Annotated in this window: 25 protein-coding genes and 1 riboswitch; of the genes, 4 read left to right on the top strand and 21 right to left on the bottom strand. The window is 43.0% G+C overall.

Annotated elements, in window-relative coordinates; all coding sequences use genetic code 11:
* Window positions 1-33 precede the first annotated feature (33 nt).
* Window positions 34-276 carry a hypothetical protein gene (locus LYZ37_RS06280; protein ID WP_272786937.1) on the bottom strand — a complete coding sequence of 81 codons (243 nt, stop codon included), beginning with the start codon at window positions 274-276 and terminating at the stop codon, window positions 34-36.
* A gap of 421 nt (window positions 277-697) precedes the next feature.
* Window positions 698-792: riboswitch (glycine riboswitch) on the top strand.
* A gap of 106 nt (window positions 793-898) precedes the next feature.
* Here LYZ37_RS06280 and LYZ37_RS06275 point away from each other — a divergent pair.
* From LYZ37_RS06275 to LYZ37_RS06265, 3 genes are all read left to right on the top strand, one after another.
* Window positions 899-2,269, top strand: coding sequence for an alanine/glycine:cation symporter family protein (locus tag LYZ37_RS06275; protein WP_004743468.1), 1,371 nt, complete (start codon window positions 899-901; stop codon window positions 2,267-2,269).
* Between the two features lie 145 nt (window positions 2,270-2,414).
* Window positions 2,415-3,428 (top strand): DUF2817 domain-containing protein, encoded by a 1,014-nt coding sequence (locus LYZ37_RS06270; protein ID WP_272786936.1) that lies wholly within the window; start codon window positions 2,415-2,417, stop codon window positions 3,426-3,428.
* Entirely contained in the window at window positions 3,416-4,177 is a 762-nt protein-coding gene (locus LYZ37_RS06265) for an alpha/beta fold hydrolase (RefSeq protein ID WP_272786935.1), read from the top strand. The genes LYZ37_RS06270 and LYZ37_RS06265 overlap by 13 nt, the downstream gene beginning before the upstream one ends.
* On the opposite strand, the gene LYZ37_RS06260 is transcribed toward LYZ37_RS06265, so the two are convergent.
* Window positions 4,168-4,809 (bottom strand): LysE family translocator, encoded by a 642-nt coding sequence (locus tag LYZ37_RS06260; protein ID WP_272786934.1) that lies wholly within the window; start codon window positions 4,807-4,809, stop codon window positions 4,168-4,170. The two genes, LYZ37_RS06265 and LYZ37_RS06260, sit on opposite strands and share 10 nt — an antisense overlap.
* Window positions 4,810-4,977: 168 nt before the next feature.
* On the opposite strand from LYZ37_RS06260, the gene LYZ37_RS06255 reads away from it, so the two are divergent.
* Entirely contained in the window at window positions 4,978-6,462 is a 1,485-nt protein-coding gene (locus tag LYZ37_RS06255; RefSeq protein WP_272786933.1) for a carboxypeptidase M32, read from the top strand.
* A gap of 87 nt (window positions 6,463-6,549) precedes the next feature.
* Here the strand turns inward: LYZ37_RS06255 and LYZ37_RS06250 are convergent, their stop codons facing one another.
* The 19 genes from LYZ37_RS06250 to LYZ37_RS06160 all read right to left on the bottom strand — a co-directional run bounded on the left by LYZ37_RS06250 (window position 6,550) and on the right by LYZ37_RS06160 (window position 19,605).
* Window positions 6,550-7,056, bottom strand: a complete 507-nt coding sequence (locus LYZ37_RS06250; protein ID WP_272786932.1) for a DUF3087 domain-containing protein — start codon at window positions 7,054-7,056, stop codon at window positions 6,550-6,552.
* Between the two features lie 343 nt (window positions 7,057-7,399).
* Window positions 7,400-8,764: a serine hydrolase domain-containing protein gene (locus LYZ37_RS06245; RefSeq protein ID WP_272786931.1), complete on the bottom strand. Its 1,365-nt coding sequence runs from the start codon at window positions 8,762-8,764 to the stop codon at window positions 7,400-7,402.
* A 149-nt stretch (window positions 8,765-8,913) separates the two neighbouring features.
* On the bottom strand, window positions 8,914-9,537 hold the full coding sequence (locus LYZ37_RS06240) for a hypothetical protein (protein ID WP_272786930.1): 624 nt from the start codon (window positions 9,535-9,537) through the stop codon (window positions 8,914-8,916).
* Window positions 9,538-9,627: 90 nt separating this feature from the next.
* The gene (locus LYZ37_RS06235; protein WP_272786929.1) at window positions 9,628-9,993 is read right to left on the bottom strand and encodes an MmcQ/YjbR family DNA-binding protein; all 366 of its coding nucleotides are present in this window, start codon (window positions 9,991-9,993) and stop codon (window positions 9,628-9,630) included.
* 60 nt (window positions 9,994-10,053) lie between these two features.
* On the bottom strand, window positions 10,054-10,479 hold the full coding sequence (locus LYZ37_RS06230; protein ID WP_272786928.1) for a GNAT family N-acetyltransferase: 426 nt from the start codon (window positions 10,477-10,479) through the stop codon (window positions 10,054-10,056).
* Between the two features lie 31 nt (window positions 10,480-10,510).
* Complete coding sequence (locus tag LYZ37_RS06225; protein ID WP_272786927.1) at window positions 10,511-10,807, bottom strand: Dabb family protein; 297 nt, start codon at window positions 10,805-10,807, stop codon at window positions 10,511-10,513.
* A gap of 91 nt (window positions 10,808-10,898) precedes the next feature.
* Entirely contained in the window at window positions 10,899-11,351 is a 453-nt protein-coding gene (locus tag LYZ37_RS06220) for a GyrI-like domain-containing protein (RefSeq protein WP_272786926.1), read from the bottom strand.
* An 11-nt stretch (window positions 11,352-11,362) separates the two neighbouring features.
* Entirely contained in the window at window positions 11,363-11,728 is a 366-nt protein-coding gene (locus LYZ37_RS06215) for a GFA family protein (RefSeq protein ID WP_443089667.1), read from the bottom strand.
* Between the two features lie 122 nt (window positions 11,729-11,850).
* Window positions 11,851-12,489: a LysE family translocator gene (locus tag LYZ37_RS06210; RefSeq protein WP_272786924.1), complete on the bottom strand. Its 639-nt coding sequence runs from the start codon at window positions 12,487-12,489 to the stop codon at window positions 11,851-11,853.
* The gene (locus LYZ37_RS06205; RefSeq protein WP_272786923.1) at window positions 12,489-13,811 is read right to left on the bottom strand and encodes a serine hydroxymethyltransferase; all 1,323 of its coding nucleotides are present in this window, start codon (window positions 13,809-13,811) and stop codon (window positions 12,489-12,491) included. Before LYZ37_RS06205 ends, LYZ37_RS06210 begins: the two co-directional genes overlap by 1 nt.
* Before the next feature lie 4 nt (window positions 13,812-13,815).
* Window positions 13,816-14,835, bottom strand: a complete 1,020-nt coding sequence (locus LYZ37_RS06200) for a phytanoyl-CoA dioxygenase family protein (protein ID WP_272786922.1) — start codon at window positions 14,833-14,835, stop codon at window positions 13,816-13,818.
* 122 nt (window positions 14,836-14,957) lie between these two features.
* Window positions 14,958-15,437: an ASCH domain-containing protein gene (locus tag LYZ37_RS06195; protein WP_272786921.1), complete on the bottom strand. Its 480-nt coding sequence runs from the start codon at window positions 15,435-15,437 to the stop codon at window positions 14,958-14,960.
* Window positions 15,438-15,478: 41 nt separating this feature from the next.
* Window positions 15,479-15,811, bottom strand: coding sequence for a zinc ribbon domain-containing protein YjdM (locus tag LYZ37_RS06190; protein ID WP_239826001.1), 333 nt, complete (start codon window positions 15,809-15,811; stop codon window positions 15,479-15,481).
* A gap of 97 nt (window positions 15,812-15,908) precedes the next feature.
* Entirely contained in the window at window positions 15,909-16,442 is a 534-nt protein-coding gene (locus tag LYZ37_RS06185) for an adenylate kinase (protein ID WP_272786920.1), read from the bottom strand.
* A gap of 218 nt (window positions 16,443-16,660) precedes the next feature.
* Window positions 16,661-17,137 (bottom strand): GNAT family N-acetyltransferase, encoded by a 477-nt coding sequence (locus tag LYZ37_RS06180; protein ID WP_272786919.1) that lies wholly within the window; start codon window positions 17,135-17,137, stop codon window positions 16,661-16,663.
* 14 nt (window positions 17,138-17,151) lie between these two features.
* Window positions 17,152-17,676 carry a GNAT family N-acetyltransferase gene (locus LYZ37_RS06175; protein ID WP_272786918.1) on the bottom strand — a complete coding sequence of 175 codons (525 nt, stop codon included), beginning with the start codon at window positions 17,674-17,676 and terminating at the stop codon, window positions 17,152-17,154.
* Between the two features lie 39 nt (window positions 17,677-17,715).
* Window positions 17,716-18,312: a class I SAM-dependent DNA methyltransferase gene (locus LYZ37_RS06170; protein ID WP_272786917.1), complete on the bottom strand. Its 597-nt coding sequence runs from the start codon at window positions 18,310-18,312 to the stop codon at window positions 17,716-17,718.
* A gap of 29 nt (window positions 18,313-18,341) precedes the next feature.
* Window positions 18,342-19,163, bottom strand: coding sequence for a hypothetical protein (locus tag LYZ37_RS06165; protein WP_272786916.1), 822 nt, complete (start codon window positions 19,161-19,163; stop codon window positions 18,342-18,344).
* 40 nt (window positions 19,164-19,203) lie between these two features.
* Window positions 19,204-19,605 carry a hypothetical protein gene (locus LYZ37_RS06160; RefSeq protein ID WP_272786915.1) on the bottom strand — a complete coding sequence of 134 codons (402 nt, stop codon included), beginning with the start codon at window positions 19,603-19,605 and terminating at the stop codon, window positions 19,204-19,206.
* Window positions 19,606-19,778: the final 173 nt, after the last annotated feature.

Here is a 19,778-nt window from a genome sequence, read left to right as displayed (position 1 = left end):
AATAGCGCCATTTACGGCGCTATTTTTGTATCTCTACCGCACTTCCATCCCAAGATTATATTGAGCCAAACAGCGCGTTACGTAACTTAATTTTAACAAAGCAGCAATGACAATCGTGCTTATATGTGCAGCGATTTGTTCGGCTAAGGTAAATTTATAAGCGTATGGATAGGAGATAAGTACGCTGACAATTAACGCGATAAAGGTTAATAGCAGTGCAACATTCGAAAAGTTCAAAAGTTTATTAAAAGTAGCTTTGGTTGGTTGAGCAAACATATCGACCTCACTTTGATCATTTTATTGTTTTATGCCCTTCACATTGCACATATCTTGCCAACAACATATTTTATTTAAAATCTTACAGTTACAAAGACACACAAACAACAAACATGTTATTTTGACTCACTAATAAAAATGTCTTTATGACACAATGACTACCATAAGACACCAATAAATCATCACTATAAAAACCTTTCATTTGATGTAAATCAGCTATTGAAATCCAAAAAAATAATGATAGAGTTCACACATCGATGGCAACCAGTGCTATCGACTAGCAATTACTCGATCATTCGAGCAATTGTTCCGATGAAGACTGCAGGAGAGTGGTTATTTACCAAATATTAACATTTGGCAAGAATAACCTACCGAAGAAGTAAATCTTTCAGGTGCCACTTAGGTGGCGGGGACTGTAGTTGGAGGAGCCTCTGGAGAGAACCGTTAGATCGGTCGCCGAAGGAGCAAGCCTATTCGTAGGTGAAACTCTCAGGCACAAAGGACAGAGGAGTGGAAAGAACAATTCAGCTATGTCGCTTTTCTGCTTGTAGCTAATCGGGATCATTGATCTCTGCACTTTCACTCTTCTCCTTAAATAAGCATTATCACTTAAGGGGAAATCATGGATAACCTTCAATCTTTACTTAAAACAATCGACAGCTTTGTCTGGGGTCCACCACTATTGATCTTATTGGTTGGTACCGGTGTCTACTTTACTTTTCGTTTGGGCTTACTACAGTTTCGACACCTGCCGACAGCGCTAAAAATGGTCTTCAGTAAAGATGATTCTAAAAAACAAGGCGACGTCTCTAGTTTCGCTGCGTTGTGCACCGCCCTATCGGCAACGATTGGTACAGGTAACATCGTAGGTGTCGCGACAGCAATCAAACTTGGTGGACCAGGTGCTCTATTCTGGATGTGGCTTGCAGCCCTATTCGGTATGGCGACCAAATACGCTGAGTGTCTGCTTGCTGTAAAATACCGCAAAGTCGACGACAAAGGCCAGATGATCGGTGGCCCTATGTACTATCTGCAATATGGTGTAGGCTCTAAAGCTCTCGCAGTGATGTTTGCCGTATTTGCATTAGGTGTGGCTTGCTTCGGCATCGGTACCTTCCCGCAGGTCAACGCGATCTTAGACGCTAGTGAGATCTCGTTTGGTGTTTCTCGTGAAATCTCTGCCAGTGTACTGACACTGCTTGTTGCCTTTGTAACACTGGGCGGTATTAAATCTATCGCGAAAGTCGCCGGTAAAGTCGTACCGACCATGGCACTGTTCTACGTATTAGCCTGTTTAAGCGTTATTATTATGAATGCAGATAAGCTACTAGATGCGGTAGAGCTTGTCCTGGTTTCTGCCTTCACCTCCACAGCAGCAACTGGCGGATTCCTAGGCGCGAGCATCATGCTAGCCATCCAGTCAGGTATTGCTCGCGGCGTATTTTCTAACGAATCTGGCCTAGGTAGTGCGCCAATGGCGGCAGCGGCAGCAAAAACCGATTCATGTGTAAAACAGGGCCTAATCTCAATGACAGGCACCTTCTTCGACACCATCATTATTTGTACGATGACGGGTCTTGCGCTGATTCTTACTGGTGCTTGGCAAAGTGACTTTGCAGGTGCCGCCATGACCACTCATGCCTTTGCAGTTGGCCTTAATGCCGACACATTTGGACCAATGCTGGTTTCAATTGGTTTGATCTTCTTTGCCTTCACCACCATTTTAGGTTGGAACTACTATGGCGAGCGCTGCGTGGTCTACCTATTTGGCACTAAGGCGGTGTGGCCATATAAACTTGTGTTCGTTTGCTTAGTTGCTTCTGGCGCCTTTTTACACCTAGATATGATCTGGATTATCGCCGATATCGTGAATGGTCTAATGGCAATTCCAAACCTAATTGGTCTGATTGCTTTACGCCATGTTGTGGTTGAGGAAACAAAGCTCTACTTTGCGCAGGTTTCAACAGTTCGAAATAATCGAGTGACAGTTTAGACTAATTAGACTCTGATTAAGCCCAAACAACCAATGCGAAGCCGCAACGCTTCGCATTTTTTGTTTTATCTAACTGAAACAAATACTTCACCCAATCGACCTCCTACAGTTCTAAACTTGTCTCAAACCCTGTTTGAGCTTCAAAATGATTGGACATATACCCCGCGACATTCAACACATTGAACAACTTTCGGAGCAGTATCCTAAGCACGTACGTTTAAACCTCCTTGATAAGATCCCGCATCAAGGGAAGTCTCTGCCATTATACGCTTTGGAAATTGGAGCAAACATTCAACAGTCTCCCTGCCTTTTCTTTACAGGCGCAATTCATGGTGTCGAGCGAATTGGTAGCCAGATCATTCTAGCGTTTGTAAAGTGCTTACTACGCAGACTAGAGTGGGACAGGCAGTTAAAAGAGACGTTGGAACGAGTTCGAATCGTCGCGATTCCAGTCGTTAATCCGTGGGGCGTCGCTCTTAAAAAGCGAGCCAACCATAATGGTGTCGATTTGATGAGAAACGCGCCAATCAAAAGTTCAAACCCTATTCATCAGCTCTATGCAGGGCAAGATTTTAGCTCTGCACTGCCGTGGTATCGCGGTAACCCTAATGATATGGAGCGGGAACTCCAATTATTGTCAGATTACATTCTCAGCCACACCAAGGATTCCAGCTCTTCGATTCTACTCGATCTTCATAGTGGCTTTGGCACGCGTGATAGACTTTGGTTTCCGTATGCCCACAGTAAACAACCACCAAGTAATTTGTCCCAATACTACTTGCTGTATAGGCAGTTTCGCAAAAGCTACCCTCACTATGAGCTTTACCAGTTTGAACCGCAATGGCACCAGTACACAACTCATGGCGACTTTTGGGATTGGATGCTTATACAACACCAAACGAAATCAGAGCACGACTTTTTACCGCTCACTCTTGAACTTGGTTCATGGCTATGGGTGAAAAAGAACCCAATACAGATGCTGCGATTTAGCCAAATGTTTCACCCAACTAAACCCCATAGAATCAAACGGGTACAACGGCGACACAGTACTCTGCTAAGCTATTTAATTCAGGTGCTCGACAACAATTTACTCGCAGATATGTCGATAAGCGATGAAGAAAAGTATAGGGAAAAGGCCAACAAATTATGGTACCGATAGTCTTAGTCAGAGGATTATTAAGAGAAAGCGGTCATTGGCAGGACACGGTCAATGCTATTCAACAAGCCTCTCCCGAGAGCACGGTCATCACACCTAATGTCCCCGGCAACGGTGAGCTTTACTACCAGACTAGTCCAAGCAGTATCGAGAAAATGCTTACTCCCGTGATTGCACAACTTCCTAAGGACTGCGAACGCTATCACTTAGTCGCGATTTCAATGGGCTCCATGCTCGCCAGTCATTGGGCACATTTATTACCGGGTCAGGTAGCAAGCTTAACCCTGATTAATCCGAGTTTTTCTCGCTACAGTCCTTTTTGGCAACGAATAAATCTTCAGGCACTACTCAGTATTGGCGCATCAAGTTTAAAAGGCAGTGATGCATTCCAACAGTCCATCATCGAATGGACGAGCCCAATCAGCCTACATCGCCCTGAAGTGATCGAACATCACCTTAATCTTGCACGAAATCACCCTGTCACGGCACGCAATGCGATTCGCCAATTGTATGCTGCGGCAAGATTTAAAGGGCAAAGTACTCCACCAGCAATTCCAACACAAATCATTGTCAGTGAGCGAGACAAACTAGTAGATAGTCGATGTGGAGAAGCTATCGCGAAGGGTTGGAAGGTAGAAATAAAACGCTTTGATTGTGATGCGCACGACTTGCCGTTAGCCAAACCGCACGCACTCTGTGATCATCTTTTACACTGGTTTGCCAATATCGAGCTAAGCACAGACTATACCTGAGGCTTTTCAACCAAAAGCTTGATGCCAAGAAAGACTAAAACCGCCCCTGTCGAACCTTCCATCCAGCGGGTAAATCGTGGGCTTTCAAGCAAGTTTTTCGCTTTCGAAAGCACGCCAGCTAAACCACACTGCCAAACCATAGCAATAACAAAATGAATCGCTGCCATTAAGCAAGATTGTAAGAATGCTGAACCTTCAGGGTTGATGAACTGAGGCAAAAACGCGAGGTAGAAAACCGCTGTTTTAGGGTTTAGCACGTTAGAGAGAAAGCCTTCACGTAATGATCGCTTTACATCAAGAGGCGTTGAGCCCACCACGGCGTTTGTATTTAAACCTGAACTCGCTCCATTTAAGAGGCCTTTCAAGGTCATCACTCCTAGCCATATTAAGTAGGCTGCACCAACCATCTTCACTGCGTTAAACAGTTCAGCAGATTGCGCCAAAATCGCAGAGATACCCACGGCTGAAAAGGTGGCGTGGACGAACAGACCAAGGCATATCCCTAAGCTTGTTAAAAAGCCATCACTAAAACCACCGCGCGAGGAGTTACGAATCACCAACGCAGTATCTAATCCCGGAGTCAGTGTAAGAATGGTAATAGAGATTAAAAAGGCTTCGATATTGATAATCATGGTGCGTCCTAGCTGTATAGGGTCTGTTGACCTTAGCTCATTTACAATTTCACCCATGGTATAGGAAGGTACAACCAAGGTTCAACTCTTGATTAAATTCACTTGGTCTCATAATCATTGATTGATAAGCTTTTGCCTTTACAAGTCAACAGTCACGGAAGGCGACCCATGAGCGCATTCGAAAAACTCAAACAACATTCTAAAAAGATTTCTCACTTCAATCACCTTGCTGCTATCTGTGGTTGGGACCAAGCAGCGGTTATGCCATCAGGCGGAAATCAAGCTCGCTCGGAAGCAATGGCAGAACTGTCGGTGCACATTCACGGCTTACATACTCAGCCACAACTAGAAGACTGGTTTGCCGAAGCCGAATCTGAACAGCTAAACACTCAAGATAAAGCCACATTGCGCGAGTTAAAGCGTCAATGGCAACAGGCGAACGTGTTACCAGAGTCATTAGTTCAGGCCAAATCTTTAGCTGGCTCTAAATGTGAGCACGCATGGCGTACCCAACGCGGAGACAATGACTGGCAGGGTTTTGAAAAAAACTGGGCAGAGGTGGTAAAACTCTCACAAGAAGAAGCGCAAATTCGCGCTGAGGTAAATGGGCTTTCTCCTTACGACGCCATGCTCGATATCTATGAGCCGGGGACTAACTCCGAATCTCTTGACCGTCTGTTCAGCGACGTAAAAACCTGGTTGCCTGAGCTGATCAACCAAGTAATCGATAAGCAAGCATCTGAGCATTTCGTACAAGCAGAAGGCACTTTCGAGACAAGTAAACAGAAAGCGCTAGGTCTTGAAGTGATGAAGCTACTTCAATTTGACTTCAGCCATGGACGCTTAGACGAAAGTGTTCACCCATTTTGTGGCGGCGTCCCAACAGATGTGCGTATTACCACCCGTTACGATGAAAGCGAGTTTGTTCAATCCTTAATGGGCATTGTTCATGAAACTGGGCATGCACGTTACGAGCAAGGATTGCCAAAGTCGCTATCTGGCCTACCATCTGGTGAAGCGCGTTCAATGGGTATCCACGAATCTCAGTCTCTATTCTTTGAGATGCAAGTCGGCCGAAGTGACGCATTTATCGAACACCTTGCTCGTCTAGCTGGCCAGCATTTTGATGGTCACAGCGCGGAGTTGTTCTCGCTATCAAACTTCCAAAAACTCTACACACGAGTTAAGAAAGACTTTATCCGCGTCGATGCTGACGAGCTCACCTACCCTGCTCATGTCATTTTGCGCTATGAAATCGAGCGTGATCTGATCAATGGCAAGATCAAACACACTGATGTTCCAGAGTTATGGAATCAAAAAATGCAACAGTACTTAGGGCTTTCAACTGAAGGCAACTATAAGAATGGTTGTATGCAAGACATCCACTGGACAGATGGTGCGTTTGGTTACTTCCCATCATACACACTTGGTGCCATGTATGCCGCTCAATTTATGGCAGCAATGAAGCATACAGTCGATGTTGACGGTGCGATTCGAAGCGGCGATCTATCACCTATTTTCGCTTGGCTAGAAGATAAGATCTGGAGTAAAGGAAGCTTGTTAACCACGGATGAACTGGTGAAGCAAGCGACTGGTGAAACACTCAATGCCAAGTTCTTCCAAGATCATTTAAAAACTCGTTACTTAGGCTAATGTGTAAAAACTAAGCCAGCGGTTTGACTGCCTGACTGACGCACTCTTTCAGGCAATCAAACCATTCTAGAATTACTCATTCATTTTTCAAAACGACTTCAAAAGTCCGGAATGATAATCAGAAATATCTAACGTAACACCATGCTCTTGAACCCATTGATCGAGTTTGGCTTGAGCGGCATTTAAACTGTTCATGGTGATGGTGTTGTCATCGAGTTGCCAAAGCTGACGAGATCCCTCGTAGCTAAATTGAAGTGCCAGCATCGCATCAACATTTCCACCTTGTGCCGCTGTTTGCAGTGCACGATTCTTACGGTGGATCAGGTTTAATGCCTGTTTAAGATCCCAAACATACGCCACTTCACGCATTTTAGGGTGCGTTTTTAACTTTATTAACGTCACCACTACCCCAATTGCACTAACAATAACACCAAGTAAGTTCCAGTGAAAATGAGACCCTTGCTCTGCTGGGAATAGGTAAATCAGCGTTTGAGAGATTGCCAAACTAAATACAGACAAAGCCGCTATACAGGCGACAATGACGATGTTTAAACGTGAACGGTATAACTGCTTGTCGATTTTTTGTAACTGCATCAATAATCCATTTTTAACGCCGACCAAAGCCATATCAATGGTCTTAAAAGAATGAGTGATTATACACATCACGCTCGATGATTAATGGTAAGGAGACGTATCTGTCATAGCAACGGATGTGCTTACTAAGGAAGCTTGTTATCAACAGATGATTTAGTGGAACAAGCAATAGGGGGAAACACTAAATGCTAAGTGCTTCGATGATCATGCGAAGAGCCAACATCTATAAACAACAAAGGGAGCAACCTCATGGTTGCTCCCTTTTATATTAGTTGCGTGATTTCACGCGAACATTGCCTTAGTTAGAAATGATTAGAAATAAGCGACTCATTTCTTACTTAAGTTACTGTTTTGCTAGCTCATCGAACAGCGGGAACAATACGTCGTAGATGTATACTTGGACAAAGCGTTGACCGGTGTGTTCGCGGTAAGCACCAAATGTCGCAATAGACATACCTGTTTCGTGGTCAAACGCGGAGAACTGACCATTAACACCAATCATTAGAGAGATCGTTCTGCCTGTCACTGGATGCGTCATTGTACGCCACTGGTTCTTATAAAACGCATCTGGTACCAGTAGGTGCTCGTACGACAGCTTATCCCAAGCTTCTTTCACTTCATCGTCACCGTTTTTAACTTCGTCAACATAACGTTTTGGCAGAACTTGTTCACCTTTCCAGTTTTTACCATCGTTGGCCATCAAATATGAACCGATAGCAAAATCTCGGTTGGTTGAGTTCATTGAACCCGCAGCCAGAGACTCTTTATTTTGGTTAACGTAAAGAGTCATGTCCGATGTAAAGCCGCCTTTTTTCCACAAAAACTCTTCCATCAACTCAGAAAGGTTTTTGCCCGTTGCTCCTTCCACAGCTCTCGCCATGATTTCCGTGTTCAAACCACGATATTGGTAAACTTTACCAGTTTCGAACTCAGGTTTGGCTTTATGCGCGAACGCACTTAGATACTCACCAAATGAAGTGATTTCACCTAAGGCATCTGAAGGTGGAACCAATTTTCCATCTCTTACCACTAAACCATTATAGCCAGTCGCAGTAGACATAGCAGAATCCCAACATGACGACGCATCTGGCATACCCCAGTTATGGTACCCTTCACGTGTAAAGTACATATGGTTAATACCCGATGTCATGTCTGCAAATGCTTGTACTGGGATGCTCTCCCAATCTGTCCCTTTTAGTTCAGGAACATATTTACCCACTGGGTCTTTCGCTTTCATTAAACCTTTTTCTACCGCAATACCAAACAGCATTGAAGAGAAAGATTTGTGAGCAGACATCAAGTGATGCTTAGTCTCTTTATCAGTATTTGACCAATAATCCTCTGCAACAATCTCGCCTTTTTTGTTCATGATGACATAGCTTTGAATCTCAGCACGATCACGCACTAGGTTGTACATGCTGATTTTCTTATTTGGAATGACGTCATCAACCATGATCTTGGAGATATCTAGACTATTGATCACCTTCAGTGGCATCGGCTCACCATGCTTCACAACTGCATGGTAGTGATTTAAGTACGAGTCAGCCATTGTGAAACGTTGATAGTCTCTTACTTCCCAATTTTCAACACTAACACCATAGCGCTCTAGATTTTGATCAAACTGAGGGTTTGGCTCTTTGTACTCGACAGCAGATGCCCCAAAAGCGATTCCAAGACCTACGGTTAAAGCAATGATTGTTTTTTTCATAAGGTTTTTCTCGTTCGTTGAATTCAGTTTAAAAGCTTGTCACTAACCTAGTAAGCTTTGATGCCTAAACATTAGGTAACTTTTGATTTTGCGTGAATTAAAACGAAATTAGAAAAACTTAGAAATCAATCTGTATTGTTAAGGTTGACTCACTTTGCATACTCTCTCCATTCAGGGATTTCTACAGGGTCACCATAACTCTTAATAAACTTGATAAAACTCTGTGGAACACTGATGTCATAGGTATCTTTAAACACCGCGTTTAATTTGTAGTGACTTCTGTATCCTTGTTGATATAGCGCATAGGCTTTATCGGCATTTAACCAGAACTTATCACTTGCTTGCCCCCGTTTCTGTAGGAATGGATATGGCTTATGATCAGTTGATGTATGAAGTCCATTACCAACCATATAAAGTAGCTTTGAGATATGGTTCTCTCCAATTTCCTTAACAGATAGGCTTTTGATTAAAGACATATCATCACCGACCACAGATGCGACCTTAGTCACCAAGAAATCAACATCCAGCTCATTGGCAATGTCATAAACAATCCAATCAAGTCTGGCAAATATCTCTTCTTTAAACTCTTCTCTTGTAAACTTTTTCTCACGTAATGCACGTCGGTAGTCAACTGACTTTTGGTTTTTCTCTAGTAAATGCATTTGTAGTTCTGGGTAGTCATCCAAAGCGCTAGTGTTATGAGACAACACATCTAGTAGTTTTCTCTGGTCAACGAGAAGCTCGCCAAGTTGCTGCTTTGATTTTTCGTCCACAAATCACCTCAAGTTGGTTTTATATCTAACAACTCGATTATTACATAAATACGTTATCTTAGGGCCAACATTTAACAGTTGTACTTGCCCTTACTTAACTACGACTCCTAACTCTTTCCGTTTTCGCTTACTTAACCCCAAGGCCACCAAACGATATGACTCAGACAAGTAGTATTTCAAGTCTTCATCTAACTCGCCTGATGTTTGAGTTTGTTGAATCCATTTCATGCCACGTGAAGCAAAATATGGCGCAGGCCTATACCCTTCACAATCACTCAGAAACTGGAAGTTCAAATCCGATGTTTTGAAAGTGAATGCGGCTTCTCCACCGTCGCTCCAGCCACCGATGGCAAAGACTTTTCCACCAACTTTCCATACGTGAGAGTTACCCCATTGAATAACGTGGCTTGTCGCGGCGAACTCTCCACAGAACTGATTAAAATCTTCGTAAGTCACTGTATTCTCCAACTCCCCAAGTATGAGGATGACGCGAAAAGAACTAGGCTAATGACAGCACTATAACCTACATACCATTTCCATCAGTCCATTGTTTTCAGAAGACTTAGAAAAGCCATGTGCTTGGTAGAGTTGTACTGCAGGGTTTTCAATAAACACCCTCAAGATGATAATTGAGCTGGCTCGCTCCCTTGCATGCTGTTTTATCAAGCTTATAGATTTTGAGCCATAACCCTGGCCTTGAAACTGCGGCTCTAACTGGAAATCTCGTAGATACGTTGTTTCACCTTGGTCATAACTAAAGCGAACCAATCCAACTCGCTCATCATCCACACAGATTTCAAAGTTATCTAGCTCTTGCCAGCTTTCGAGAAAGCGTCGATGATCCCACTCTATTCCTCTGCTTTGATAATACGCTGACATGTTTTCAAGGGTCAGAGACTCAGCATATCGAGCGTCCGAAGCCGGATTAAATACTAACTGCATCCAAGAAAACTCCTTTTTCAATCACTAAGCTCTACACTTGATAGTCGAATACGATGATGTCATCTAACAGAGGGCGGAACACGTCTTTCAGCGCATCATGTTCTGGATGAGGTAAATAGTTTTGTCGTCCGGCCTCATCCACAAACGTCATCAAGACTGAATGCGTGAATCCTTGGTTTTTGCCTTCAGGGCTATCGTTAAGCCCCCACTCAACCTCTGCCACTCCTTCCACTTTGCTAGGCATTTGCTCAAAAAGGGCTCTAAGTTTTGCAATCTCTGATAACTCAGCGTCTTGTTTAAACTTAATCAGTAGTATGTGCCGAATCATGCTCTTCTCTACTTTTGTCTTTAGTAACGATAACTTAACATCGTTTGACTAGCTTCGACCAGTAGAAAGCGCACGAAGAGAGGATCTATGTCTAATGCTCGACAGCGATGTAAATCTCTACCTCTTTAGCACCTTTGTAAAACTCAAAGTCCGTCGTATAAGCACGCTTATAGGAACAATCATCGGCTTCAAAGTAATTCCAAATTACTTCCCATAAGTTGATAACAACTTTAGGAAAATCTCCCTCAGCAGCAAACACTAAATAAGAGCCTTCCTTAATCTGAGTTTTTACGAAACCACCTTCAGTTTCACTTTTTAACGCGTCAGAGCACGCAACAACATCGTACGCTCCATTACAATCAGATTCGTAGTTGGTGTACACACCGTAAATACGCGAATCTGGGTTCAACTTGGGTAGCGCTTTATTATAAAAAACTTCCCATAGCTGACCGATTTTTGCAGTTGCTGCGAGTTGTTCTTTTGCATTGGTGGTTCTGACTGAAAAGCCTGCTAACTCAATTTCTTTGATAGTTTGTAATTCCATGTTTAATCTCGTTAACTAAAATACTCCATCACTTGGGCATTGGTCATCGTTTTCGTTTGATTTGCAAAGCTATAGTGTTTTGGTTTTTGGTCAATAAAGTATTGAACGTCCATTGCCATATTCTCGTTACTAGGTAACAGCCCTACCGGAATGTTGTAGCTGTTATTCTCTATAAAACGGCTAAATAGATGCGTGCCACATTCAGTACAGAAAGCCCGAGTTGCCCAAGGAGAAGAACGATACTCTTTAATAAATTCTCGCCCTTCAAAAACGATCTCGTCACCACAGGAAGCCATTAAGAGAGGGCCTCCACTCCACTTCTGGCAGGAGTTGCAATGGCATACCGTGTATTTCGAATTCTTCCACTTTATCTTCATCTCTACTTTCCCACATAGGCAAACAGCAAAGTTGTTATCAGGCTTCATTTATCTATAGACTCCGTGTGATATACATTTTGATACATACTATCCACCTTCTACTGACACCTACTGTCAGTAGTTCAACTACTAGTGTTCAAAAATGCCATTACACCTAAGATAATGAAAATAGAGCCAGCCCAACGAGCGAGAGACTCAACCCATACCTTATTCGAGTTAAACTTAATCTTGAGGCTGTCTGATAACAAGACACTGATGAAATCTGCACTACTAAAGGTGATATTGGTAATAACACCTAGAATGAGCATTTGTAACCATACGGCGACACTGCCCTGTTCATTGACGAATTGCGGTAGAAACGCAAGATAGAAAATCGCTGCTTTGGGATTGAGAACATCAACGATGACACTATCTATAAACGTCCTCGTCGCTTGATTAGCTGAACCATCTAAAAGCATTGCCCCACACACATGCTTCGTTAGAAAAATACGCCGAAATCCCAGCCAAACTAAGTACAACGCCCCTAGTTTTTGTACTATAGAATAGAGCTCTGGGCGCGCAGTCAGGATGGCTGACAAACCTAATACTGCCATAACCACATGAAAGTACCCCCCTATGTGGAGGCCAAATGCAGCCATTAAACCAACTCGACGCCCACCTGAAATTGTCTGTGCGATGCTGTAAAGCATTGCTGGACCGGGCATAAATGCGTAAAGAAGAGTCGCTAACATAAAAGTTGAAAGCTCTATGCCTGAAGCCATCAGATTTCCTCCAAGCAATAGTTGATATTTGACAGTACCGTAGCTAAACCTGCTATTCGTGATCGGGCGCGCTTTGAAGAATAGCGTCCATGTAAAACACCTGATGTTATCTTTGCAACTTCGATTATTTCGTCGGGCCTAATTCCTAATCGTGTTACTTCGGTCATGCCAAACCGTATTCCAGACAGCAGACTGTTATCTCCCGGTAAAGGGACTGCATTGGCAAAGATGCCAACACTTGCGAGTTTAAAGCACGCAGCTTTTGCGCCTTCGGGATACTTCCAATGAACCAACACTTGATGTGTTTCTGTAAAGTCATAGTCTGCATAGAGCACATCAAGGCCTTCATCATACAATGCGGAAGCAAAGCGCTTAGCATTACTGATTCCTTGTGCCATATACTCTTTTCCATGCGTTTTCATTTCGATAGAGGAAGCGACTAGCGCTGCCACTCGATTAAGTTGATGAGAACCAGTTAGGGTCGGAAAAATTGTCGTACTTAAAGCATCGGAAAGCTCGCCAGAGTTCCAACATATGAGACCACCTTGAGGACCGCTGAAGGTTTTCCCAGTTGAGGCGGTGAATACATCGGCTCCCTGTGTTAATGGGTTTGGATACATCCCAGCGGCAATTAACCCCGCCTGATGAGCACCATCAAATAAAATCTTTCCAGACCAGCGAGATACGATCTCTTTAATCTCTGTCACTGGAAATGGGAAAAGGTTAACACCTGCCCCTAAACTCACTAAGGATGGTTTTTTTCTTTTTGCTACATCCTCGAATCTGTCAAGATCAATCTTCAAACTACGCTCATCAACAGGAATAAAACTAATTGAATAGCCTAGTACCCCTGGTGGCCCCAAAATGTGGTTCGAGCTGTTTCCGCCATGCACCAAGTCTAAGGTCATCAAATCGGAGGTATAGAGATAACGCTTTAACGATGCATATACGATCATATTGGCGTGCAAACCTCCAAGCGGTCGATGATCAGCGTATTTACAATCGAACAACCCCTTTAGAAGCGAGATACTTAATGCTTCGATTTCATCAGCAGCATCAAGCCCAGTGAACACTCTACTTCTACGCCCTATCGCACCTCCAGAAGCACGTGACCCCAAATCACAGCTGAGTAAGTTTCGAGCAAAACTACTCATTGGGGCCTCTGCGGCGACAAGATTAATACCTAGCTCAACTCTTACCTTTTCATGTTTGTTCACTAGATCTATCAAGTAATTACGCAACTCGGAGGTAGTTGAGTTTTCTATAAATCGTTCAGCTTCGACAAGTATACGCTGTTCGTGACATTGAGTCTGAATACACACGTCGTTACCTCCTTTTACCTAAGCGATACGTATTGCGGCCAAGAGAAAGATCTTCTCCGCTTAAAAGGAGGTTCTCATGCTTTGTGATATCTAAGTTTGAGCCATCTATAAAGTCACCTAGATGTCGGCTTGGGTAGATATCTGTATCAGTCGTTGTCACTCTGAAATTTACCGCTAAACGATCTTTATTCGACAGGTTGGACAGTGATCCATGCATTGTGCGCTCAGTGAAAACAACAAACTCACCTCGCTTCATTGGCAAAGTCACAATGTCTTCTTTACTTTCATCAATACCCAGCGTCTTCTTAGCGGGGAATTTTTCTAAATGACATCGAACATGCTCTTTCGCTTCTTCCAAGGTATATCGAGAAACATCTACGCCTTCAAAAATTTTTGAAGTATCGACATCGAGCACTAACGTCAAATTTCGTGCTCTATCCACTATATCGGCTACAGACTTACAGCCAATAAATGGATCATGCCAAAACTCGGATTGAGGCATTGGGACCATTTTCTTGGGGTATTTCTTCTTATGTGAACCTCTAATAAACCTTAGAGGTGCACACTCCAATTCTACGTCCGTCAAAGCGACCCAAACTGTAATATTCCACCAGTTATTTTCCCTGTTTTGTGGTCTTAGACTCGGTTTACAATTGCCAATTTCTTCTCCATCAAAATCACCCCATTCCTGATGCCATCCAGTACCTCTTTCATTGGTCTTCTTATAGAAGATCTTAGAACGCCATAATACGAGATCGTTACCAATCAATGATCGCAACACATCGACTAACACAGGGTGTGTAAGGAACTCTTCCATCCTTGAGAAGACTAGATGCCAGTCTCGAACGGAGTATCGACCGTATATCGGGTGAGGGTGGGGATTATTAACTGCTTCTATGCACGATAAATGCACTTCATCTATTAGTGCTTCTTCGCAAAATTTGGGGAGTGGGCCTATAAATCCGTCTCGGTGAAAGCGCTCAATCTGCAGTTCCGTTAGCCCGCTATCCCGTTTAGTGGTCATAAGTTGATTTCCTGTTGGTTGAACTTCACCCGTTCACCGTCTCATTGAATATGAACCCAATGGAAATCAATTATTAGTAATTTACCTTACACTTATTGAAATTTTCATAAAATTTAAGGGATTTATTGCTCAACACTTTCGTGATAAACCACTTTAAAACGCTCAAGAACCAATAGCATCTCTTCACTCGGTGCGATGTTTAGCTCTTCGCACTCTAAAGAGAAAAACTTCCAATGAGCCTCACGCCACCAGCGGAGTGATTTATCACCTTCCCCTTCAGATGCAGCAAACTCAGCCGTCACTTGATTGTATGGGCAGGTTGAAACGGAAGTGACTTCAATAATGCAAACGGGCTCACCCTGCCAATTGGTCACCACTTGTAGGTGGCCAACTTGTGGCATTAGCTCATCTTCATGGCTGTACCAATACTCCATGCTACACGAAGCGGTTTTCTCGCCACGCAAGATCAAATCCGCACATAGGTTGGCATTGTTTTCATCAGCGCAGAAATAATCAGCACTAAATGAAGTGTATTGCTTGGCGACGCTAGGGGATAACGTCGCAAGAAATTGATCGAGATACTGTTGGCTCTTAGCTTCCATGACTGCCTCAGTGATTCGGTTGTTTATGTAACAGCTAGTTCCTATGCTTTCTTAACAAACTTGGCGGTCACCATCATTTCTCCCGCTCCATCAACTTTACAATCGAGCTCGTGGTCTTTGCCTTCAACGATACGTCTAACTACAGCTTTTGTGCCAATTTTAAGCACCAAAGAGCTGCCTTTGACTTTTAGATCTTTCGCTAAAGTCACTTTGTCACCCTCTTCAAGGGCTGTGCCGTTGGCATCTTTCGCGGTAAACACGCTTTCATCAGGCTCGTTGGGGTTCCACTCATGAGCACACTCTGGGCATACTAGGTTGATTTGATCTTGATAAACGTATTCAGATTGGCAGTTCGGACAAGGAGGAAAAGACATAGTCATTGTTCTTAGTTAGTGAAATTAGAACATATGATAGTGTCTCTCCCTCTCTGTTGCGAGTGATACGGTGAACTTTAGTGGAACAATCACCTACCTAACTCGCCTCTATAGGCTCCGATTTAAGTTGGGAAATGAAAGAGTTCATCTCTGACAAAGAACGAATGATGTGCACTGACTTATTCTCTTCAAAACCCTGTAAGCGCTGTTCAAAGTCCGCATTCCAAAACTTGGGACTTAGCCGTAAGAATTTATAGCTCTGCATGCTGCCTTTAACGATGGAGCTCCCTTCAGGCCAACCTTCTGGTTTTACCGCTAGCCCCTTAAGCATACGTTTAGTCACCAACCAGTAACTGACGTAATATGGTAAGTCGATATAGATTAATGTATCGGCAGACTCAAGACGTTGGCTAAAAGAATTCAACGGGCCCAAGCCGTCAATGATCCAGCTGTCTGCACTGAGAATATCTCGATGCTTTTTATCAAACACTTCCCTTGTCTCAGCCGAGCCATCTTTTCTAAAGGCGATAGAGTCGAGTTGGTGCAATGGTAAGTTTTTAATCAGAGCTAGTTGCTTACTCAGTGATGACTTACCACTTCCTGGCTTTCCAAAAACAGCGATTTTCTTCATATTTCCTCCATCGACCAAATTGGTAAAACCCGAGAGGCAGAAAAACAAAACCCACCTCTTTCGGGTGGGTTAAACGAAAATAAACGCGTGAAAACACCACCATTCCTATGGAATGATGATAATTCGAGAATCTTGGCGCGTTAGAATCATTTTCATATCAATATATTTGTATATAAATTATTCAGTGTCAATGGCAATAAATTTCAGGCCTATAGCTTTTACTCACTATTTTCTTTAGCGTACGTCATCAAGTACTGCTTTTCAGAGAACCCATAGCTGCGATAGAAACCCAGCGCGCTGTCATTATTCGACCAAACATGCAAATCGACCGAAGACGCACTATGAGATTGTGCCCAATGAATAAAGCTATCGACCAACTCCCTCGCAATGCCCTTTCCTCTTGAGGCAGGGCACACTATTAACTCTTCTAGATAAGCATATAGTCTAGCCTGACTCCAACGACGCTCGGGGGTTTTAGTGATGGAACCTAACAGCGCACCAACTGCAACACCATCAATCTCTTTTACAACGAGATATTGATTTTTGTCTGCGAGTATCTGCTTAAGCTCCTCAAGCGTTAAAACATCTTCAGTTTCGCGCACAACATTAGGCACTAACTGTGCATTGTGCTGGTTTTCGAGAATAAACAACCTAACCAAGTCTGAATGGTCAGATACTACCGCTTTACGAATCATAGTTTTCTCTTACATTATTGACTTTGTAAACTCTCTGGTCTGGTGAGCATTATCTGCGTTGCTTGCCCCCCAATAATCTCTAAGTTGATTTGCTTGGAGAGAGGTTTACTTAAGCAGATTGATCTTGAGACGCCAATATACTTTCCGTAGGGGGCGCATTCTTTATAACCGTTTCGCTGATAAAACCGAACAGCATTCAGGTTGACTCGACGAGTCGATAATATCGCTTCTTGGTAGCCTAAGCTGATGGCAAACTCTTCCAATAGATTGAGAATAAAAGTGCCAGCTTTAGGCTGCTTAGAATACATCCGCTTTAGTTCACATACGCCATCGCTAAAGTACCTAAATACACCGCAAGCAACTGGTTGATCGTCTAAATAAACCACCATGCATCCGTCTAACTGAGAATTGAATTCATCAGGTGAAAAAGAACTTTCTCCTGAATCATCCGTAATTTGGCGCAATGATGAGTTCAGCTCCTGTACCAAAGAGGCGAAATCTTTATCGCTTGTGGTCACTTTCTTGTGAGTAAAATTCATCCCTCAATCCTCGGATATTTTATCAACTAGGTTACACTTTTATGAGTGCTTCACCGCCACGACGGAAAACGTATGCCAATGTTTTTGTCTTCCCAGTGCTGTTTCAGCTTTTTCATCGCGTTCAACAAATCGGATAATTTCAAAATTTGTAAACAGGGCTTTAACTTCTGACTCAGTGAGAGAGGTCGTCGGGCTACGGTAGTTATTTGCCCAAGAGTCTTTTGTCCCCATAAAGTCACCAGCAAACACGCCACCTTCCACTAGCGAAGACTCAATCTTTTCCCATGTCCTTAAGAAGCGACTTGGATCAGCGAAGAACAAACTATTGTTGGCAATCACAAGACCGCATTGAGGGTAATCATAATCTTCAAATGAAAACTGCGAGATATCAGCCAGAGCACTTTGTCCAAACCTATCTCGACAAATGGCTATCGCATCGGGATTAACATCAAAACCATGCACTTGGTAGCCTTGCCCGAGCAAATAATCAATATCGCTCCCTGTACCACACCCGCAATCAATCGCAACTTTAGTAGACGACTTGTTGAGCTTAACAACAAACTCCGTTCGCTTAAGATGAGGTTTAGCTAATGCTTTTTCGTAGTATTGACGCCAAATATCGCTGTTTTCATCCATATGCTTTATTCCTTGTTGAACCAGTCAACTTAGGTCTTTTCTCCATTCTCTATGGCTTGACGCAAAGAGGCAATAAATTCACGAACCTTTCGGTTGTTGTTCGCATGAAGTTCATTACCGCAAGACTCACCTCGGTAAGAGATCTCCGGATCTGAATAGATGGGTAAGCGTAATTTTTCGTAACTCATGATTGTTCCAGCGTTTGCACACTTATAAGCCCTTGCATAAGGTTTGACGAGGTGTTTATTTGCTGGCTTGAGGCTACGTTCAAGTTGTCCTTGTAACAATGAAAAGAACAGGGTTTCACTATGATTTGCGTGCATCAAATGCCCGAATTCATGTTCAAGGACATAAGGAGGCGCATCATCCGCTAACAAGATGAAACCAGGGTTAAACTCCCAGCGCGTCATGCCATTTATGTTTTCTTCAAATATAGGATGACGGTAATCAAGAACAAAAACGAAGTAGTTTAGCGGGTCATTTTCAATAGAATCTAACCGCTCTTTGCCAATCGCATTGCGACCTTGCAAATAGACTTCTTCTAAATACTCCGTATCTGAAAAACCAAAATCGACATATTGGTATGACGCCAATTGACGCTCAAGTGGCAAACAAGAGTTCTCTAGTGTTTGGTTGGCAAACTCGATCTGCTTAACGGCGTTACGCTTTCCGAAAAACTCTTTTAGTGCACTGTCGACAAAATAGTGCACTTTGGTCGATAAAACCGTCTCGTCATGACTACAGGTTACTAATTCCAAATTATCCAAGTCGAGAGAGGTTTGATCGGGCCTATTAAGATAGAAAAGAATAGCAGTGACAATAAGAGATGAGATAACTAGGACTTTTTTCATGGTTCTCTGCTTTAAACCCATAAAACTCTTGTTCAATGCTTTACCCGATAACCTTCTTAAGACATTCAACTTGTTTCTCTAATAATTGACCGTCACCTGAAGAATAAGATTTAGCCACATTGATCCATTGGGTACCCGTCTCGTCGATATGCTTAAATTCCACTTGCAGCGCATAACGCGAACAGCGGCTTAGGGAAAATAGAAAACCAACAACACTCAAACTCACAGCGATACCGATTAACCATGAAGGAGCAGGACTGAACTGATTGACTACTAGCCAAGCTGATCCTGAAAATAACGCGAGCCAAAAGGTCATTTGACCTAAATTATCCAATAACGACATGCGCTTAAATTTAGCGTTGTTAATCTTTGCCAGTGGATAGCTGTCTTTTTTGAAATGGAAGTTCTTGGTGTCAATTTTGAAATCAGATTCTTTAAGCATCTAACTCATTCTCTCCGTAATTAATATCTCTAGAAAAGGAGCCGTAAAAATAAGTAGTGGGAGACAAGGAGTCGTATAATACTCAAACAAAAATTTGAGTTAGCCTTTCCCTAACCATATGAAACAAAATACATTATCAGAATTTATAAAACAAGAACAACCAATCACAATAG

The organism is Vibrio tubiashii, from assembly GCF_028551255.1.
GTDB lineage: Bacteria > Pseudomonadota > Gammaproteobacteria > Enterobacterales > Vibrionaceae > Vibrio > Vibrio tubiashii_B.
Note: the sequence above shows the minus strand (reverse complement) of the source record. Positions and strands in the feature narration are given on the sequence as shown.

Coding starts and splice junctions, on each gene's coding strand:
- LYZ37_RS06160 (WP_272786915.1), bottom strand. CDS start 19,605: ATGCTTAAAGAATCTGATTTCAAAATTGACACCAAGAACTTCCATTTC.
- LYZ37_RS06265 (WP_272786935.1), top strand. CDS start 3,416: ATGGTACCGATAGTCTTAGTCAGAGGATTATTAAGAGAAAGCGGTCAT.
- LYZ37_RS06260 (WP_272786934.1), bottom strand. CDS start 4,809: ATGATTATCAATATCGAAGCCTTTTTAATCTCTATTACCATTCTTACA.
- LYZ37_RS06245 (WP_272786931.1), bottom strand. CDS start 8,764: ATGAAAAAAACAATCATTGCTTTAACCGTAGGTCTTGGAATCGCTTTT.
- LYZ37_RS06220 (WP_272786926.1), bottom strand. CDS start 11,351: ATGGAATTACAAACTATCAAAGAAATTGAGTTAGCAGGCTTTTCAGTC.
- LYZ37_RS06195 (WP_272786921.1), bottom strand. CDS start 15,437: ATGGAAGCTAAGAGCCAACAGTATCTCGATCAATTTCTTGCGACGTTA.
- LYZ37_RS06165 (WP_272786916.1), bottom strand. CDS start 19,163: ATGAAAAAAGTCCTAGTTATCTCATCTCTTATTGTCACTGCTATTCTT.
- LYZ37_RS06225 (WP_272786927.1), bottom strand. CDS start 10,807: ATGATTCGGCACATACTACTGATTAAGTTTAAACAAGACGCTGAGTTA.
- LYZ37_RS06210 (WP_272786924.1), bottom strand. CDS start 12,489: ATGGCTTCAGGCATAGAGCTTTCAACTTTTATGTTAGCGACTCTTCTT.
- LYZ37_RS06200 (WP_272786922.1), bottom strand. CDS start 14,835: ATGACCACTAAACGGGATAGCGGGCTAACGGAACTGCAGATTGAGCGC.
- LYZ37_RS06185 (WP_272786920.1), bottom strand. CDS start 16,442: ATGAAGAAAATCGCTGTTTTTGGAAAGCCAGGAAGTGGTAAGTCATCA.
- LYZ37_RS06215 (WP_443089667.1), bottom strand. CDS start 11,728: ATGAAGATAAAGTGGAAGAATTCGAAATACACGGTATGCCATTGCAAC.
- LYZ37_RS06170 (WP_272786917.1), bottom strand. CDS start 18,312: ATGGATGAAAACAGCGATATTTGGCGTCAATACTACGAAAAAGCATTA.
- LYZ37_RS06255 (WP_272786933.1), top strand. CDS start 4,978: ATGAGCGCATTCGAAAAACTCAAACAACATTCTAAAAAGATTTCTCAC.
- LYZ37_RS06275 (WP_004743468.1), top strand. CDS start 899: ATGGATAACCTTCAATCTTTACTTAAAACAATCGACAGCTTTGTCTGG.
- LYZ37_RS06250 (WP_272786932.1), bottom strand. CDS start 7,056: ATGCAGTTACAAAAAATCGACAAGCAGTTATACCGTTCACGTTTAAAC.
- LYZ37_RS06230 (WP_272786928.1), bottom strand. CDS start 10,479: ATGCAGTTAGTATTTAATCCGGCTTCGGACGCTCGATATGCTGAGTCT.
- LYZ37_RS06190 (WP_239826001.1), bottom strand. CDS start 15,811: ATGTCTTTTCCTCCTTGTCCGAACTGCCAATCTGAATACGTTTATCAA.
- LYZ37_RS06175 (WP_272786918.1), bottom strand. CDS start 17,676: ATGAATTTTACTCACAAGAAAGTGACCACAAGCGATAAAGATTTCGCC.
- LYZ37_RS06270 (WP_272786936.1), top strand. CDS start 2,415: ATGATTGGACATATACCCCGCGACATTCAACACATTGAACAACTTTCG.
- LYZ37_RS06280 (WP_272786937.1), bottom strand. CDS start 276: ATGTTTGCTCAACCAACCAAAGCTACTTTTAATAAACTTTTGAACTTT.
- LYZ37_RS06180 (WP_272786919.1), bottom strand. CDS start 17,137: ATGATTCGTAAAGCGGTAGTATCTGACCATTCAGACTTGGTTAGGTTG.